The organism is Microcoleus sp. Pol11C3 (assembly GCF_036701485.1).
Lineage (GTDB): Bacteria > Cyanobacteriota > Cyanobacteriia > Cyanobacteriales > Microcoleaceae > Microcoleus.
Window position 1 is genome coordinate 14,735 of the sequence record NZ_JAUBQW010000071.1, and the last position, 17,993, is coordinate 32,727.

15 protein-coding genes and 1 pseudogene are annotated in these 17,993 nt (G+C 45.1%); 9 read left to right on the forward strand and 7 right to left on the reverse strand.

What is annotated here, in order from left to right:
- Window positions 1–1,353, forward strand: coding sequence for a response regulator (locus QUA40_RS16905; protein ID WP_333127791.1), 1,353 nt, complete (start codon window positions 1–3; stop codon window positions 1,351–1,353).
- 354 nt (window positions 1,354–1,707) lie between these two features.
- Here the strand turns inward: QUA40_RS16905 and QUA40_RS16910 are convergent, their stop codons facing one another.
- From QUA40_RS16910 to QUA40_RS16925, 4 genes are read right to left on the reverse strand one after another with little or no spacing between them, the layout of a single operon-like run.
- A complete protein-coding gene (locus QUA40_RS16910; RefSeq protein WP_333127793.1) occupies window positions 1,708–3,831 on the reverse strand; it encodes a SpoIIE family protein phosphatase in 2,124 nt (707 codons plus the stop codon).
- Window positions 3,828–4,814: an ABC transporter substrate-binding protein gene (locus tag QUA40_RS16915; RefSeq protein WP_333127795.1), complete on the reverse strand. Its 987-nt coding sequence runs from the start codon at window positions 4,812–4,814 to the stop codon at window positions 3,828–3,830. Before QUA40_RS16915 ends, QUA40_RS16910 begins: the two co-directional genes overlap by 4 nt.
- Window positions 4,811–5,800 carry an ABC transporter substrate-binding protein gene (locus QUA40_RS16920; protein WP_333127797.1) on the reverse strand — a complete coding sequence of 330 codons (990 nt, stop codon included), beginning with the start codon at window positions 5,798–5,800 and terminating at the stop codon, window positions 4,811–4,813. The genes QUA40_RS16915 and QUA40_RS16920 overlap by 4 nt, the downstream gene beginning before the upstream one ends.
- Before the next feature lie 5 nt (window positions 5,801–5,805).
- Window positions 5,806–6,051, reverse strand: a complete 246-nt coding sequence (locus tag QUA40_RS16925; protein WP_333127799.1) for a hypothetical protein — start codon at window positions 6,049–6,051, stop codon at window positions 5,806–5,808.
- A gap of 265 nt (window positions 6,052–6,316) precedes the next feature.
- Here QUA40_RS16925 and QUA40_RS16930 point away from each other — a divergent pair, with 265 nt between their 5' ends.
- The 3 genes from QUA40_RS16930 to QUA40_RS16940 all read left to right on the forward strand — a co-directional run bounded on the left by QUA40_RS16930 (window position 6,317) and on the right by QUA40_RS16940 (window position 9,153).
- Window positions 6,317–7,888, forward strand: coding sequence for an NAD(P)H-quinone oxidoreductase subunit N (locus QUA40_RS16930; protein WP_333127819.1), 1,572 nt, complete (start codon window positions 6,317–6,319; stop codon window positions 7,886–7,888).
- Window positions 7,889–8,031: 143 nt separating this feature from the next.
- Window positions 8,032–8,631 carry a Uma2 family endonuclease gene (locus tag QUA40_RS16935; RefSeq protein ID WP_333127801.1) on the forward strand — a complete coding sequence of 200 codons (600 nt, stop codon included), beginning with the start codon at window positions 8,032–8,034 and terminating at the stop codon, window positions 8,629–8,631.
- 18 nt (window positions 8,632–8,649) lie between these two features.
- A complete protein-coding gene (locus QUA40_RS16940) occupies window positions 8,650–9,153 on the forward strand; it encodes a GNAT family N-acetyltransferase (RefSeq protein ID WP_333127803.1) in 504 nt (167 codons plus the stop codon).
- Window positions 9,154–9,155: 2 nt separating this feature from the next.
- Here QUA40_RS16940 and QUA40_RS16945 read toward each other — a convergent pair whose 3' ends face one another.
- Window positions 9,156–9,515 (reverse strand): Spx/MgsR family RNA polymerase-binding regulatory protein, encoded by a 360-nt coding sequence (locus QUA40_RS16945; protein WP_333127805.1) that lies wholly within the window; start codon window positions 9,513–9,515, stop codon window positions 9,156–9,158.
- Window positions 9,516–9,579: 64 nt separating this feature from the next.
- On the reverse strand, window positions 9,580–10,023 hold the full coding sequence (locus QUA40_RS16950; protein WP_333127807.1) for a DUF4332 domain-containing protein: 444 nt from the start codon (window positions 10,021–10,023) through the stop codon (window positions 9,580–9,582).
- A gap of 395 nt (window positions 10,024–10,418) precedes the next feature.
- On the opposite strand from QUA40_RS16950, the gene QUA40_RS16955 reads away from it, so the two are divergent.
- From QUA40_RS16955 to QUA40_RS16975, 5 genes are all read left to right on the forward strand, one after another.
- On the forward strand, window positions 10,419–11,807 hold the full coding sequence (locus QUA40_RS16955; RefSeq protein WP_333127809.1) for an aminopeptidase P family protein: 1,389 nt from the start codon (window positions 10,419–10,421) through the stop codon (window positions 11,805–11,807).
- 61 nt (window positions 11,808–11,868) lie between these two features.
- Window positions 11,869–13,551 carry an adenylate/guanylate cyclase domain-containing protein gene (locus QUA40_RS16960; protein WP_333127811.1) on the forward strand — a complete coding sequence of 561 codons (1,683 nt, stop codon included), beginning with the start codon at window positions 11,869–11,871 and terminating at the stop codon, window positions 13,549–13,551.
- A gap of 209 nt (window positions 13,552–13,760) precedes the next feature.
- The gene (locus QUA40_RS16965; RefSeq protein WP_333127813.1) at window positions 13,761–14,744 is read left to right on the forward strand and encodes a GntR family transcriptional regulator; all 984 of its coding nucleotides are present in this window, start codon (window positions 13,761–13,763) and stop codon (window positions 14,742–14,744) included.
- A 128-nt stretch (window positions 14,745–14,872) separates the two neighbouring features.
- Entirely contained in the window at window positions 14,873–15,547 is a 675-nt protein-coding gene (locus QUA40_RS16970) for a nitroreductase family protein (protein ID WP_333127815.1), read from the forward strand.
- A 158-nt stretch (window positions 15,548–15,705) separates the two neighbouring features.
- The gene (locus QUA40_RS16975; protein ID WP_333127817.1) at window positions 15,706–17,595 is read left to right on the forward strand and encodes a hypothetical protein; all 1,890 of its coding nucleotides are present in this window, start codon (window positions 15,706–15,708) and stop codon (window positions 17,593–17,595) included.
- A 59-nt stretch (window positions 17,596–17,654) separates the two neighbouring features.
- On the opposite strand, the pseudogene QUA40_RS16980 reads toward QUA40_RS16975, so the two are convergent.
- Window positions 17,655–17,861 (reverse strand): annotated as a pseudogene (locus QUA40_RS16980) (Uma2 family endonuclease); the annotation flags it as partial.
- Between the last annotated feature and the right edge of the window lie 132 nt (window positions 17,862–17,993).

Here is a 17,993-nt window from a genome sequence, read left to right on the forward strand (position 1 = left end):
ATGAACAGCCAGCAATTAGAATCTCATGTTGCCAATCTTTTAGTAGTTGACGATACCCCAGACAACCTGCGTCTTTTATCCACTATGCTGAGCGACAAAGGGTATAAAGTTCGGGGCGTAATAAACGGGGAGATGGCCTTAAAAGCAGCACGTTCTACCCCACCGGATTTGATTTTGCTCGACATCACGATGCCCCAGATGAACGGCTACGAAGTTTGTGAACACCTAAAAGCGGATGGCCGAACTTCGGGTATTCCAGTTATTTTCTTGAGCGCCCTAGATCAAGTGTTGGATAAAGTCACAGCCTTTGCTGTTGGAGGAGTAGATTACATCACCAAGCCATTTCATTTAGAAGAAGTTTTAGCTCGTGTCGAAAATCAACTCACTCTTCAGCGTTTGCAAAAAAAATTGCACGAGCAAAATGCGCGATTGCAGGAGTCCGAGGCTAAGCAGCGAGAGAAATCCCAACAACTAGAGCTGGCTCTACAACAGTTACAAAATGCACAAGCTCAACTCATCCAAAGCGAGAAAATGTCAAGTTTGGGGAATGTCGTAGCAGGGGTAGCTCACGAAATTAACAATCCGATTAGCTTCATTAAAGGGAACCTCTCGCCCGTAAGGGAGTACACTGAAGATTTGCTGAGGCTGGTGCAACTCTACACAGAAGATTTCCCCAATCCCACAGCAGCTATCCAGCAACAACTGGAGGCAATCGATTTCACTTTTCTCAGGAATGACTTGCCGAAGTTAATTGCTTCTATGAGGATAGGAGCTGACAGAATCGGAGAAATAGTGCAATCGCTGCGGAATTTTTCCCGCCTCGATGAATCGGAGTTGAAAGCGGTGGATATCCATGAAGGACTTGAGAGTACGCTGATGATTTTGCAGCATCGGCTGCAAGATGAAGCAGATCAAACGATAATTAAAGTGGTAAAAGAGTATGAGGCTCTGCCAAAGATAGAATGCTACGCTGGGCGAATGAATCAGGTTTTTATGAACGTCCTGACTAATGCGATTGAGGCGTTGCAATCCCAAAAAAGTTGGGCAAATGATTTAGATAATAGCAGCCCAATCCCTACTATTACTATTGGCACGAAGTTACTCTCGGACTTTCAAGTGGGTATTTATATTACTGATAATGGGCAGGGCATAACCGAAGAGGTTAAACCACGCATATTTGACCCCTTTTTTACAACGAAGGAAGTGGGCAAAGGAAAGGGTTTGGGGTTATCGATTAGCTATGCCATCGTAGTGGACGAGCACGGCGGGCAACTCCGTTGTCTTTCGGTACCGGCTCAAGGGGCGACATTAGCCATCGAAATCCCGATTCACGTAAGGATTCAGATCAGGTGAAACGCAGTAAAACCTATACGTTGTAACCATTTGATCGAATAACGATCAAATATCCATTCTTATTAAGAAACCATGAAAGCTTTTATTTTTGTACCTCTTGAGAATTAAGCTGTTGATTTAGCGAATTCTTGAATTCTATAAGTCTTTCTGTGACTACGTTTCCGATGCCTGAATCCTTACGTTCACGGCTGCAACATACAGCAGATTCCCCGTTTATGAAGTACCCCACCTATTATTCTATCCCCGTAAAGACACGGCGAAAGCCTTTGTCCCTACACTTCATCAACCTGGAATACGCTGTAATTATTTTTAACTCGTCTGCTGTTAAATCAATTATTTCTGAGTAGTTTACTTTCATAAAGTATTTGTTAAATTTTCAGCTTCATTGTAGTATGTTGTTGGGGAAATAATATTATTAACTAAAATTTCCTTTTCAGTAACGTCAGGCTGCCGCTTAAAGACGAGCAACGTAATATCATCAAACACTTTCTGCTTACCAATATGTTGCCGCACATCTACAATCACCGCATCCTTAACTTCTGCTGCAGACTTGTGCCAATTTTGACTAATCACTTCACACAGTTGCTTCAGTCCATACTGCTTTTTGCTGATGTTATAGGCTTCTGGAATGCCATCAGTATATAGCACCACGCCATCCCCAGGTTCTAGCTGAATCAGGATGTGACTGATGAAGTCTGCGATATCATCATCTAAAGCGATCGGGAAACCTAAATCCATCGTGTCGATGCGCTCAACCTGTCCATTTTTTCGCACCACTAGCGTTTCTTCATGCTGACCGCTGATGCTAATCAGTCCTTCGGAGTAGGTCAAAATCGCCAGCGTCAGACTTTTCTCAGAATTCATGCGCTGTACGTTTTTGTAGAGGGTACGGTTTAGTACATCCAGGAATCGAACGGGGTCTAGTTCACGAATCTCTTGCAGGGTGCGAACTGAGGTTTGCGCCATCAGCATCAGAATGCCGCTTTCCAGGCCATGTCCGGTGACATCACCGATCGCCAGTGTGACAACACCATCGATCTGTAGCACGTCGTAGTAGTCGCCTCCTACTTCATCGGCGGGTTCCATGTATCCGGCGATATCTAGTCCGTCAATTTCCAGTTCATCAGGGTTAGGCAAAATCATTTGCTGGATCTGACGCGCCACATTCACTTCTGCAACTAAGCGGAGGTTGTCTACTTTGAGTTTTTCGTTGAGGGTAATGATTTCCTGATTAGCATTAGCGAGTTCTGCTGTTCGTTCTTTAACTTTGTCTTCGAGGGTTTCAAAGGATTCTTGGATTTGCCTCGCCATGCTGTTGAAGGATCGTGCCAGCAGACCAACTTCGTCTCGCGATCGCATCTTCACACGCATATCTAAGTTACCCGCCGTAAACTGGGCAACGGCTTCGGTGAGGTAAATCACAGGCTTTGTTAATAGTTGTGCGATCGCCAAAGCGATGATAGTTACAATTGTGGCGATGATTGCTAATAAAATAAGTGCATCCTGTATTTGTTTTTCTACAGGTGCTAGGGCAACGGCAATCGGTTGTGCGAAGAGGACTGACCAAGGTTGATATTTCAGGTGGGCGATCGCTAAGAGCCTCAACTCATTATTACCCGTAGCTGCCAATCGTGTGGTTAGATCAGGCTGTTTAGTGTCTAATGCTTGCTTGAGGTCGGGCAAATTGATTGCAAGTTCTTTCGTTAGAGTCTTAGACAAACGCCCTTCGCGTTGAAGTTTAGCTACAACATTGGGTGACAAAGGCACAATTGATGTGAAAAGGAGTTCCGGTGTAGTGCTGTGTGCCAGATGAATATAGTGTTCATCTAAAAGAACTGCTAAGGATTTCGCACCTGCGCGTTCAGTTTCCCGAGTCACCAACTGCTGGACAGATGTGGCATTGTATGTCACCCGCAATACACCCAATATATTTCCCTTCGCATCGCGAACAGGACTGCTAAAAAAAAGCGTAGCGAGGTTGGGAGTTATCGTCGATTGCCTAATACTAGAAACAAAAGGTAGTTGAGTTTTGAGCGGTTCTTGGAAGTAATCTTGAGCGGATTCATCTCGTCCAACATCCGGTGTATTCGTATCTAGTACATTCCGTCCCTTTAAGTTGAGCAAGGCATAGGAGATAATATTAAGCATATCTTTGCGACTGAGGCGGCTTAAGGTTTCAGTCGCTAACATCTCTTGGGGACTACCATTTCGCCGTTCTGGAGGTAGGCCCAGATAGGCGGCCAAACCTGGTAAAATCGCTTCTACGCGCACGGCATTGAGATTCCCATCGATAAACCCATCTATTCTGTAAGCGGTTTCGTTAGCCGCCGCAGATAGGGCTTGTCGTGCGTTGTCGGTCAATGCCTTTTGAGTGGTCTGCTTGTTGATAAATGCTAACAGCAGCAACGGAATTAGAGCAACGACGAGAAACGAGAAGATTAACTTTGTACGAATGCTTTTGAAAAAGGAGCGCTTCATGGTTTCAGGCTAGGAGGGGGGGTTAAGAAAGAAGAATTGAACAAGGTTTCTAGATTGGGAAGGCGCGTCACATTGCCAGCGCGAATAAAAAAGTCCGCATATTTCTTGGCGTTTTTGTAAATATAATTAGGACTGTCTGATTGAAAGAAGTTTTGATTTTCTGGAAAGTCAGTGAGGTCTATTCCATCCAAAGAGATTTTCTTGCTGGGAATATTCAACGCTTTGCTCGCGATCTCGTTTCCTTCAGGAATATTTGTTTCCCAATAAGACAAGGCTTGAAGCCAGCCTCGCACAAAGGCGCGAATATCTTCGGGGCGATCGCGTATCACCTCACCCCGAAACGCGACCAAATCCAAAATTAAGCCTGGGGTTTGTTTGCTTGTAAACAGGATATGTGCGCCTAATTTTAATGATTCAGAAAGATACGGTTCCCAAGTGTGCCCTGCTTGGATAGCCTTGTTTTGTAGGCGATTGGGAACTTCTAAAGCATCGACTTTAACCAGCCTAATATCATCGCTCGTCAGCTTAGAGGTTTTCAACATCTCCGTAACGAAGACTTCGCTAAAGCCGCCTAGATTTGCACCAAGCTTTTTTCCTTTCAAGTTAAGAATTGTTTTAATATCCGATTCCGCGACTACCACATCTGCACCTGTCGATTCATCCACAACCATCACAGCTTGTATATCAGGATTTGTGGCACTCAAGATAATCAAATTTCCCAAGGGCAATCCGATCCCATCATACTTCCCTGCACTGAAATCCGCTTGTTGCATGGAGTAGTCTACATTGCTCAGTTCCACGTCTATCCCTTGCGCTTTGAAGAATCCTTTCTTTTGAGCAATGACGACAGGTATATAGCCAACAAAAGGGACAAAACTTACTTTCAGGGGAGGACGTTTTACTTTTAAAGGTTGCGAAGAATGACAAGCAAACAGCAGACAGCAGGTAATAATAAAGAGGCTGTTGAAAAATGAGCGCTTCATGGTTTCAGGCTAGGAGGGGGGGTTAAGAAAGAAGAATTGAACAAGGTTTCTAGATTGGGAAGTCGCGTCACATTGCCAGCGCGAATAAAAAAGTCCGCATATTTTTTGGCGGTTGTGGAAATATAATTAGGACTGTCTGATTGAAAGAACTTTTGATTTTTTGTAAGCTCAGTAAAGTCTATTCCGTCGAAAGAGATTGTCTTGATGGGAATCTTGAACGCTTTGCTCACGATCTCCTTTCCTTCGGGAATATGTGCTTCCAAATATGACAAGCCTTGAAGCCAGCCTCGCACAAAAGCGCGAATATCTTCGGGGCGATCGCGTATCACCTCACCCCGAAACGCGACCAAATCTAAAATTAAGCCTGGGGTTTGTTTGCTTGTAAACAGGATATGCGCCCCTAATTTTAATGCTTCAGAAAGATACGGTTCCCAAGTGTGTCCTGCTTGGATAGCATTGTTTTGTAAGCGATTGGGAACTTCTAAAGGCTCGACTTTAACCAGGCTAACATCATCGCTCGTCAGTTTAAAGGCTTTCAACATCTCAGTAACGAAAACCTCGCTAAAGCTGCCTAGATTTGCACCAAGCTTTTTTCCTTTCAAGTTAGGGATTGTTTTAATGTTGGATTGCGCGACTACCACATCTGCACCTGTCGATTCATCCAAAACCATCACAGCTTGCATATCAGGATTTGTGGCACTCAATATCACCAAATCGCCCAAGGTCAATCCCATCCCATCATACTTCCCTGCGCTGAAATCCGCGTCTTGCAATTGTGAGTAGTCTACATAGCTGAGTTCCACCTCTACCCCTTGCACTTTGAAGAATCCTTTCTCTTGAGCAATGATGAGAGGTGTATAGCCAACAAAAGGAACACAAGATACTTTTAGGGGAGGACGTTTTACTTTTAAAGGTTGCGAAGACTGACAGGCAAACAGCAGCCAGCAGGTAATAAATATACAGATGTAATTGAGTAGTTTAGACATACTAGCTATAGCATTCCTGGTGCAGAAAAGGCGACTGATATTTTATTGATCCCGATCGACCTAACTGCATCCTCCGCAATCGCCGCTAAACCTGTTGCGGTGGCGGTATCTAGAAGTTGCTGGCCCGATCGCACTTTTGCCAATTCTACTAACCGAGTTGCAGCCTGTTTGTGAAATTCATTCTCGTAGTCGAGGCGGTTGTTGAAGTCATTGAGAATCTGCTGTTTGTATGCACTTAGCGAGTCAGTCATGCCGAATTACTGGTTTAACTTTCTACATTGTGGCAGTTATGGTCGATCGCGACTCTCCTCGCAGGTGACATCAGGCGGCAATCTCTACAATGCCCGCAAATGTATGCAAAACCGCTACCGAGTATCAACTCCCCGGCAACAAACACCCGCGCAACTGGGATCGCGAAGCTGTAATCCGCTACAATCTGTGTTTGGTAAAGAATTTTTACAAGTTCACAGCCCATTACAGCCTTTGCGGCTTGTACTACCCAACCTGCCTGAAAATATGGATTTTGCTACTCTTGCTGCCCAGCTAAATGCTGGAACTATCTTGCCAGAGGGAATTGTCATCATCACCCTCTTGGTGGTTCTCGTCGGCGATTTAATCGTGGGCCGGAGTTCCTCGGGTTGGACTCCCTACGTTGCCGTTGCGGGTTTGTTGGCCGCCGTCGCTGCCTTGTGTTTGCAGTGGGATAACACGGATACCATCTCGTTTCTGGGCGGTTTTAACAGCGATGCCTTGAGTTTAGTGTTTCGTGGAATTATCGCTTTGACTACGGCTGTCACTATTTTGATATCCGTCCGCTATGTACTGCAAACTGGTACTGCTTTAGCGGAATTTATCGGCATTTTGCTAACCGCTACTTTGGGGGGAATGTTCCTCAGCGGCGCTGATGAATTGGTGATGATTTTTATTTCGTTGGAAACTCTGAGTATCTCGTCTTATTTGCTGACGGGTTACACAAAACGCGACCCGCGTTCCAATGAAGCTGCTTTGAAATATTTGTTAATTGGGTCGTCTTCTTCGGCGGTGTTTCTCTACGGGCTTTCGCTGCTGTACGGGTTGTCTGGTGGCCAAACTACGCTGAGTGCGATCGCTGCTAACCTTTCTACTGTCAATGAAGGTCAATCTCTGGGTTTGGTGATTGCTTTGGTTTTTACGATCGCCGGAATCGCCTTCAAAATCTCTGCGGTTCCCTTCCACCAATGGACTCCTGACGTTTACGAAGGTTCTCCTACACCCGTTGTTGCCTTCCTTTCTGTGGGTTCCAAAGCAGCAGGTTTTGCCCTAGCAATCCGCTTGTTAACAACTGCTTTCCCCGCACTTATCGAACAGTGGCACTTCGTGTTCACGGCCTTAGCCATTCTCAGTATGGTGTTGGGAAATGTGGTTGCCCTCGCCCAGACTAGCATGAAGCGGCTTTTGGCTTATTCGTCGATCGCCCAAGCCGGTTTTGTGATGCTGGGTTTGATTGCAGGAACAGAAGCCGGTTACTCCAGCATGATATTTTATCTGTTGGTTTACCTGTTTATGAACTTGGGTGCTTTCGCCTGCATCATCCTGTTCTCGCTACGGACTGGAACCGACCAAATTAGCGAATACTCGGGTTTGTACCAAAAAGACCCGCTGTTAACTTTAGCCTTAAGTATTTGCCTGCTTTCTCTCGGTGGAATTCCGCCCCTGGCTGGATTTTTCGGCAAAATCTATCTGTTCTGGGCTGGCTGGCAAGCAGGACTTTACGGCTTAGTTATTCTGGGATTAATTACCAGCGTAGTTTCGATTTACTACTACATCCGCGTTGTCAAGATGATGGTAGTAAAAGAACCTCAAGAAATGTCAGACGCGGTAAAAAATTATCCCGAAGTTCGCTGGAACCTTCAGGGAATGCGGCCTTTGCAAGTCAGCGTTGTACTCACTTTGGTTGCCACAACATTGGCGGGAATTTTGTCAAACCCTTTGTTTAATTTGGCGACTGATACTATCACCAAAACTCCCATGTTGCAATCGGCATTAAGTCATGTGCAACCTGTTGTGGGTGCGAAAATTGAATCGAATTTGGTGTCTCGCCGGGATTAATTTTTCCTGGTTTTGAAATAGTGGAAAACGCCTGACTCTTTGAAGTTGGGCGTTTCTTTTTTGTTGTGATATACTGTTAATTATGATTTTTGACCGCAGATGAAGGCAGATTAATGCAGATAAAAGTTAGTACAGAGGCAACAATGTTAGTACAAACTAAGGAAAAGTTTTATACTCCAGATGAGTACCGCGAGTTAGAGGAAACTGCTGAGTTTAGAAACGAATACCGTGATGGAGAAATTGTAAAAATGAGTGGTGGTAGTATTAATCACAGCCGGATTATCCGAAATTTGAGTAGAGTCTTGGGAAATTTGCTTGAGGGGCAGCCCTATGAGCTTTTTCACAACGATTTGCGGTTGTGGATTCCTCGGTATCGACGGGGAACTTACCCGGATGTGATGGTAATTGAAGGGGAGCCAGTTTTTACCGAGGGACGCAGTGATGAGATCCTCAATCCGATGCTCATCGTGGAAGTGCTTTCTAAGTCTACCAAAGATTTTGATCGGGAGGATAAGTTTCGGTTTTATCGCTCTATCCCTGAATTCTGTGAATATGTGTTAGTCAATCAATCGGAGTTTTTAGTCGCCCAATATATTAAAACAGAATCGAATGAATGGTTATTTCGGGAATATGAGGGAGAGACAGCAACAGTTTCTTTTGCTTCCTTGGGAGTGCAAATGTCGATGAGCGAGATTTATGCAAAAGTAGTATTTGAAACCCAGGAAACGGAAGTACAGCAGTAAAATTTATGCTATGGGGTGATGCAATGTCCAGCTTGGCAACAGTTAAATAACAATAATGTGGTTGGTGGTGAGGACTTTAGTCTTCTAATTTTTATGAGGGAAGATATGGATAACTACCGAATTGTCGAAACTTTGACCGAAAGCCAGGTTTCCGACTTGATGGATTTGTACAAAAACGAGTTTTGGAGCGACAAGCGGACGCGGGAGGATGTTGTGAAAATGCTGGCGGCAACTGATGTTATCATTGGTTTTGTCGATGAGAGCGATCGGCTAATTGCTTTTACTCGCGTTATCACCGATTTCGTATACAGAGCGATGATTTTTGATGTCATTATCAAGCCGACACACAGAAAGATGGGACTGGGTGCGAAGTTGATGGATACAGTTTTAAATCATCCAGAATTGCAAGCTGTCGAGAACGTTGCTCTTAATTGTTTGCCGAACATGATGCCGTTTTACGAGCGTTGGGGTTTCACAGATAATGTGGGCGAGATGAAGTTTATGCGGCGAACAACAGGCTGAACTCAGCTCCTTGAAAGCTCCAATTTTTCTAGAATTACGTCTTCTTTGAAACCTACTAAAACAGCCGTTCCATCTTTAACGAACAGAGGACGTTTCAGCAGCATCGCATCCTTTGCAAAAGCCTCTATCCACTGTTCGCTAGTCCAATTTTTCTTGTCGTCGCCCAAAGCGCGGTAAGATTGACCGGAAGTATTTCGCATGGGTTGAAAACCTAAAGCAGCTACCCAGCTTTGAATTGTTTCGCGAGTCGGTGGCTGTTCTTTTATGTTAATGAACTCGTAATTAACCTCGCTATCTTTCAGCCACTGGAAAGCTTTTTTGCAGGTGCCGCAGTTCGGAATTCCGTAAACTTGAATTGACATATTAATGACTGTTGACTGTTGACTGTTGGCTAATAACAACTGACTACTAACTAATGACTAATGACTAATGACTACTGACTAATCTAGCTTGTTTAATCCATTTTTGCACGCGATCGACTGAAGGAGTCAAATCATTGCGCTGCATTGTCGCTACGTGCAGCCTTAAAACTTGTTGGTGCAATCTCTCCACGGGCATTTGAGCTAATTGAGCCGCAGAAGCAACGCCGGCGTGCAGTAACAGCCCGCAATACTGACAGCCTACACTCGGAATTTGAGCCAAATCTGCCATCGCTACCCATTTATTAACAGATTGAATGTTAATCTGTAATTGATGCGCTAGCAACATTTTCGCCGCCGGTGTTTTCGTCATGCGAATTAGTTGTCCGGTTGTGGTGATGCTGCACTCTTCCAGTTGAGATTGGTTTTCCTTGCTCAATCCCGGTAAGTGTGCGATCGGCCAATCGCGTACTTGCGCTGAAGTTTGAGGAGCTTTGTGTGAAATTTTCATGTTTTTTTAGTGAACTTTACTTATACTTTAAAGTCTCATATATCAAACAGTCAATAGAGGCGATCGCTCCTGTCACCCAATCAACAAAAACCAGACCAAGGAATTTGACTAATTGCGGATGTTGTGACATTTCTGCTAATTGCCTGCGGCGTAGCACTTTTAGCCTGTTTTCCTGCCTGTGGATCAGGCTTACTGCTTAACCAAATCATCCCGGCGATGACGACAAAGACTATAAAAAAGACCGCCTATAAATGCTAGCAAAAAAGAAGTTCCCGATGACAATTTTCGCAAAAATAGCTGCCAAGTTTGCAGTCAGAATTTTAGTGCTTTAATGCTGAGAATGCAAAAACTTGTGGCTGACTGCAAACCCAACTCAAAATTATAGGTTTTTACCCATGACAATTACACAAGGTTATGATTTGTTAACTAATACTCTACACCAACGGCGGCAAAAACTGGCTAGTTTAATTAATTTTCCGGTAATTTTATGGTCGGGGCGCAGCATTCCTCGCAATTATCCGGCACTTACTTATCCCTTTCGTGCCAGTAGTCACTTTCTATATTTCGCGGGTTTGCCCTTAGAAAATGCTGCCATTCGCTTAGAATCGGGCAAATTAGAATTGTTCTTAGATGACGTACCTGCTAGCAGCACTCTTTGGCACGGAGAAATGCCGAAAAGAGCAGAAATTGCCGAACTAATTGGGGCTGATGCTGCTTTCCCAATGGCCGAATTGAAAGGGCGAACGACAAATGCAGCAACGATCGCCGTTCAGGATTCTTGGACTCAGTTGCAACAGTCTCAAATTCTCGCTCGCCCTTTGGCACCGCCCAAATCCCCAACCGGAATTGACCTAGAATTAACTCAGGCGATCGTATCTCTGCGCCTGAGCCACGACGCAGCCAGTTTGGTCGAATTGCGTCAAGCTGCGGCTGTCACCGTAGAAGCTCACAAAGCGGGAATGGCGGCAACTGGAAATGCTCAAATTGAAGCAGGGGTGCGCGCTGCAATGGAAAGTGTCATCATCTCGGAAAACATGACCTATGCGTATCCTAGTATCGTTACTGTGCATGGAGAAGTGCTGCACAGCGAACATTATCACAATCCCCTACAAACCGGAGATTTGCTGTTAGCAGATGTTGGTGCAGAAACATCAAATGGATGGGCGGCTGATGTGACTCGCACTTGGCCGGTTTCTGGAAAGTTTTCAGCGACTCAAAGAGCTATTTATGATGTAGTTTTGGCAGCCCACGATGCTTGTATTGATAAAATTAGTCCGGGGGTGGAATATCTTGATATTCACCTGTTAGCTGCTAGAATTATGACGGAAGGATTGGTGGATTTGGGTATCTTCCGGGGCAATGTGGAAGACTTGGTAGAAATGGATGCTCATGCGCTGTTTTTTGTTCACGGTATCGGACATTTAATCGGTTTGGATGTTCACGATATGGAAGATTTAGGAGATTTGGCGGGCTATGAAGCCGGAAGAACGAGAAGCAGTCGGTTTGGCTTGGGATTTTTGCGGCTGAATCGAGTTTTGCGATCGGGAATGCTGGTATCGATCGAACCGGGATTTTATCAAGTTCCGGCAATTTTAAATAACTCTGAAAACCGCGCCAAATATAAAGATTTTGTTAAGTGGGAAAAGTTGGAAAAATTTGCCGATGTGCGGGGGATACGCATAGAAGATGATATACTTGTCATCAATGAGGGTAGAGAAGTATTGACAGGGAAATTGCCCACTAAAGCTCCGGAGATTGAGGAGTTAGTTGCGGTAAATACGTAAGTAGAGCCGAGTTTGATCGCACATACGCAGTTCCATCAGGGGTGAAAAAAAATAAATAAAGATGAATAAAGGTTGGCAAACAAGTCTTTTGATATTAGTTAAAAAAGTGATCTCGCAAGTCAGAAAATTATTAGGACTGAGGCCTCCACGCATTCGCAAACCTGTATCCTCGCCGCCGCCGATGCAAGCTGCACCTTTGCCCAGCAACGAAGAAGAGAGGCTAGAAGCACTTCACCGCTACAACATTCTCGATACAGAGGCCGAAGCAGCTTTTGATGATCTAACAGCTTTAGCATCCTATATTTGTGGCACTCCTATTGCTTTAGTCAGCTTAATAGATTCTAACCGACAGTGGTTTAAATCCAAAGTAGGCCTGGAAGCGCCCGAAACTCCGAGAGAGTCTGCTTTTTGCGCCCACGCTATTTTAAATCCCAACGAATTGCTAGTTGTACCCAATGCTCTAGACGACGAGCGCTTTGCCGCCAATCCGCTAGTAACTTCCAATCCAAATATTCGGTTTTATGCTGGAGCCCCGCTAGTAACTCCTGACGGTTATCCGATCGGCACTTTGTGCGCGATAGATACAGTTCCTCGTAATCTCACCCCACAACAGCTAGAAGCGCTGCGGACTTTAGGAAGGCAAATTATCAACCACATGGAGTTGCGAATCAATCTGACTAAATTAAAGCGCGCACAGATCAAGAACAAACAAGTAGAAGAAAAACTCCGTTCTACAGACGAGCAAATTGTCAATTTTTTAGAAGGAATGAGCGATGCTTTTTTTGCTTTCGATACCCAGTGGCGATTTACTTACGTCAATTACAAAGGATCGCAATTTTTGAAGCGCTCGCAGGAAGAACTTTATGGTAAAAATTTTTGGAAAGAGTTTCCAGAATTCGTGAATTCGGATTTTTATAAAGAGTATCATGAAGCTGTAGCTAAACAAATTGGAGTGGCTTTTGAGAAATATTATTCTCCCTTAAGAGTGTGGCTGGAAGTCAGGGTTTTTCCTTCTCACGACGGCATTTCTGTGTTTTTTCATGATATAACTAAACGCAGGCAGATGGAATCTGCACTCAGGAAAGAACAGAAAAAAACTGAACGTTTACTGCTAAATATTTTGCCCGAACCGATCGTGGAGCGGTTGAAGCATAAACCGGGGGTAATTGCAGACAAGTTTGAAAAAGCAACAATTCTTTTTGCTGACTTGGTGAATTTTACCCAAATTTCTACTACCATGTCCGCCACTAAATTAGTATACTTACTGAATGAAATTTTCTCAGTTTTTGACCTACTGAGTGAGAAGCACGGCTTAGAAAAAATCAAGACGATCGGGGATGCTTACATGGTAGCAGCCGGTATTCCCATTGAACGTCCAGACCACGCAGAGGCGATAGCCGAAATGGCGCTGGATATGGTAGCAGCAATTAAGGAATTAAATGTGAAGCTAGACGCGAACTTTGACCTCCGCATCGGGATTAATAGCGGGCCGGTGGTAGCGGGGGTAATCGGCACTAAAAAATTCATTTACGATTTGTGGGGAAATGCCGTGAATACAGCCAGCCGCATGGAATCTCACGGCATACCAGGTCGCATTCAAGTCAGCCACTATACTTATAAGTTGCTGCAGGATAAATATGAATTTGAAGATCGCGGCGAGATCGAGATTAAAGGTCAAGGGGAAATGCAGGCTTATTTGCTGACGGGCCGGAAAACAGCAAGCGAGCTCAAAATCGGAGAGTGAATAAAACTAAAACTTGAAAGTACCTGATTGTTGAGGGAAACTCCGGAGGCTGCGATTAATCGCCAATAAGGCGCGATCGTCCAGTGGCAAAACCGCCGCAGCAGATCAACCAAATAAGATTATGCTATAGACAGAGAGATCCGAGCAATCCTATGCGCGGTACTCGACGTTATAAAAATACTAAGTTGAAGTCGTCGGAGCCTTTAATAATGGTTCAATTTCATATTCAAACAGATAGCGAAATTCCAGCATCCACCCAACTATTCAATCAAATCAGGTTTGCGATCGCCTCGCGACAATTTCCGCCCGGACACCGCTTGCCCAGCACCAGACAGCTAGCCATGCAGACGGGTTTGCACCGCAACACCATCAGCAAAGTATACCGCCAGCTCGAAAATACCGGACTCGTAGAAGCCCAAGCAGGATCGGGTATTTACGTCCGCGCTCAAGGCAACGAACACGGCAACAAACTCAAATCTCCGATCCTTGAAGAATATCCCCTTGCCAACAAAATAGTGCAAGGAAGTATCGATCAACTGCTGGGACAGGGCTGTACGCTCAACCAAGCGAGGGAATTATTTTTGGCCGAAATTGACTGGCGGCTCAGGTGTAGCGCCCGAGTGGTCGTCACAGCCCCCACAGAAGACATCGGCGTGGGTGAACTGATGGCGAAAGAACTCGAACAAGCTCTCCGTATTCCCATACAGTTAGTCCCGATGGAACAGCTAGGTACTTTTTTGGATCAAATTTCTTCGGGAACTGTGATCACGAGTCGATATTTTATCGGAGAAGCAGAATCGATTTCGGCACCGCGTTCTGTGCGAGTTATTCCCGTAGACATCTACGACTACAGCCAGGAAATCCAGCTAGTCGGGGGTTTGCCGAAAGATAGTTATTTAGGCCTCGTCAGCCTGAGTCCGGGAATGCTACGATCGACCGAAGTCATCATCCACAGCATCCGGGGAGAGGATTTGCTGGTGATGACGGCCTTGGTGTCAGACGAGTACAAGATTAACTCGATCGTGCGATCGGCTAGAACAATTTTTTGCGACCAACCGAGTTTTGCTACAGTAAAAGCTGCCATTAACGCCGCCAGAGAAGATATTATTCGTCCCCCGCAACTGATATGCTCCGAAAATTACATCGGCTCTAAGTCGATTAATTTGCTCAAGCGCGAGTTGGGCTTGGGGTAAGTCAGTTGACAGTTGACAGTTGACAGTTGACCGTTTGCAGTTGATAGTTGTGGTTCTAATTTCCAATAACCAATTCTCAATTCTCGATTACCAATAACCAATTACCCATTACCCATTACCAATTATCCATGACAATTGAAATCCAACCTTCAATTAATGTTAAAACCGCGATCGAAAGCCGGCGGGCCGCGCGCAGTTTCAAAGCAGATCCGATTCCGCCAGCAATATTGGCAGAGATTTTGCGATTGGGAGTGCGATCGCCCTCTGGTTACAACTTGCAGCCTTGGCGGTTTATCGTACTTCAAGACCCAGCTAGCAAAGAAAAATTAAAAGCTTGCGCCTTCGATCAGCGCCAAGTGGTAGAAGCCCCAACAGTATTAATCTGTTGTGGCGATCGGCGCGCCGGTGAACCCGAAAACACCGAAGCTGTCATCGAATTGGGCAAAGCTGCAGGCGCAATGAATGACAATTTAGCCGGTTATATGCGACAAGCAATCCCGCAATTGTTCGAGAACCGTCCCTGCTTCGAGTCCCTCGAAACTTGGACAAACAGGCATACAATGCTCGCAGTAGCTCACTTAATGATTGCAGCTAAAAGCTTTGGGGTAGATAGTTGTCCGATGGAAGGTTTTGTCAGCGCTAAGGTTAAAGAAGCCTTTCAAATTCCCGAAGAAGTAGATGTTTGCTGTTTGCTGCCACTTGGTTATGCAGCAGCACCTTTGAAACAATACGGCGGGCGTTTTGAGGTGACTCAAGTTTATTACAGCGAAAGTTATGGACAGGCCTTGCAAGTTGAGATTTGAGAGTTAAGATTTTGTTGCAACTTGAATTTTCAGAGTTAAGATTTGGGATTAATCGGTGCCGAAGTTCCAACCAATCAGAAATCCCGACAGTTCTGCAATCTAAAATCTAAAATTCAAAATCTAAAATCGAAAGTGGTGATATCAGACAGAGGAAAAATATGACAGTAGCAGCGCGACAAAGCAACGCCCAAATTCTAGAAGTAAAATTGCAGCAACACTTGCAAGCAGCCGGATTTAAAAACTTACCGCTTTATATTAGTTGCGATTTTCGGGATGAATCTTTAACGGTTGTGGGAGAACACCCGCGCAGTTTAGTTCTCAAAGCAAAACCGACTTTTGCGGTGCTAGAAGCAGCAATTCTTGAAATAGAACCAGAATCTATTCAACAGATTGGACTTTGCCTAAAAATTACCGGGCAAAAACAGCCTTATGCTTTCCATTCTTTTACCATGCACAACCCTGTTTTGTCAAGACCAAAAACAGTGCAGTTGTTCAAAAAAACTGAGAAGACCCCCGCAGAAGAAACCGGGATAGTCTTAACAGAAAATGTGGCCCAGACGGCGGATGTAGAGGAGGAGATACCATTAGAAATGGATGGAAAAGATGCGTGGGATGAAGAATATTTCCCCAATGTGTCTGAGAGTTCCAGCAATTCCGATCCGATCGCCTTTAGGGTAGCTGCAATCCCGGCAGATATTGGAGACAATCCCTTCAATCCGCTGGATATGGAAGTGGTAACAGTTGCCCAAAAACCCAAGCATTCACCGTTTGCGATGCTGGCTGCTGCTGGAATTCTCAGTGTCGCCGCGCTAGTTTTGGCAGGCGGTTATTATATGCTGAGCCGGCCCTGCGTCATCGGAGGATGTCCTGCTTTAGCTAATGCCAAACAGTTGAGCGAGAATTCGACGAAGACTCTGAAAACGTCAAAAGTTGCCAACAGCCCCCAAGAAGCGCAGCGACAGTTAAAACAGGCGATCGCCCTTTTAGAACCTATTCCCTCCTGGTCAATTCATCGCGGTGAAGCTCAAAGCGCCCTGGAAAACTACCGGAAGCAAAATCAGAATTTAAACTCTGCGATCGATGCAGCGCGCTTCGCACAGTCAGCAGCCCAGAAAACCCAAAATCCGCCTTATTCTGCCGAGAACGGGCAGGAAGCGCAAGCTCTGTGGCAAAGTGCGATCGCCGAACTCGGAGAAATCCCCCCAGACAGCCCAGCTTATCCATTTGCTCAAAGAAAGTCAAAAGAATACCGGAAGAATGTAGCAACTGGAAATCGGCAGTTAAGCACAGAGAAACAAGCCGAAAAAACACTGCTCGCCGCCAAAAGTACAGCCCAAATAGCAGAAGCTCGGGAAGCAGTAGCTCAGACAGCAAAGACTTGGGCTCAAGTGCAATCAGGTTGGGAAGAATCCCTCGACACCCTATCAGAAATTCCCACGAACACGACATCTTACCAACAAGCTAAACTGTTAGTTCCCAAATACGAAACCAAACTTTCAGAAGCTCGCGAGCGCAAAAATGTCGAAGGAATTTCGGAAAATGCGTATACTCAAGCTGTGACGTTAGCAGCGGAAGCTCAAATTTTTGAGGGCAAAAACGCCTGGTTTAAAGCATCTGAATTCTGGCGAAGAGCTTTGAGTTACGCCGAGCAAGTGCCGGCAGCAACTGCATATTCTCAGAAAGCCCAACCGCTGATCGCTTCCTACAAAACTTCATTGCAGCAAGCAGAAGTAAGGTTGCAAGAAGAAAGAAACCTGCAAAAAGCCCGCACCGATTTAGATAGAACTTGCAAAGGCAATCCCAAGATTTGCGATTATACTGTTAGCAAAGGTTTGATTGCCGTGCAGATGACTCCAGGTTACGTGCAGAAATTGCAAGCAACTTTCATCCAAGCTGAAAACAACAAGGCTCCCAAGACTCGCCAAGCTGTAGAAAATCACGTTCAAACATTGCAAAAAGCCTTGGAGGCGATCGCCGAAAACGCCAAAATCCCGATGCAGGTGTACGATGGCGAAGGTAAGCGGATTGCGAGTCACGAACCGAAGTAGTTGTAGTTGTAGGGTGCGTGAGGGCAAAAAATCTGTCTGAACGATCGAAATATTTACACTCACGCACCTCCAGCAATTTCATCCGAAGTCAATCCAGCTTGAAAAACTTGTTGTGCCGTTAATTTCAACTCAGGGAAAGTTGCGGACTCGATGTTATCATCTCCCCGAAATAGACTAACTTCATACTCGCCATCAATCAACCGATAAATCGAAATAGTGGGTTGTTTGGGATTGCCAATAAACCTGCGACCCCCCAAACCGAGATATAGTCATTTCAAATAAGTATGAGACACTATTCATGCACAATAAGCACGAATAATTTGTAAGTGTTCAGGGGGGTAACGAGAGAATAAGGGTTTCAGGCGATAAAATCACTTGACTTAGCCTCCTAAGTTCAA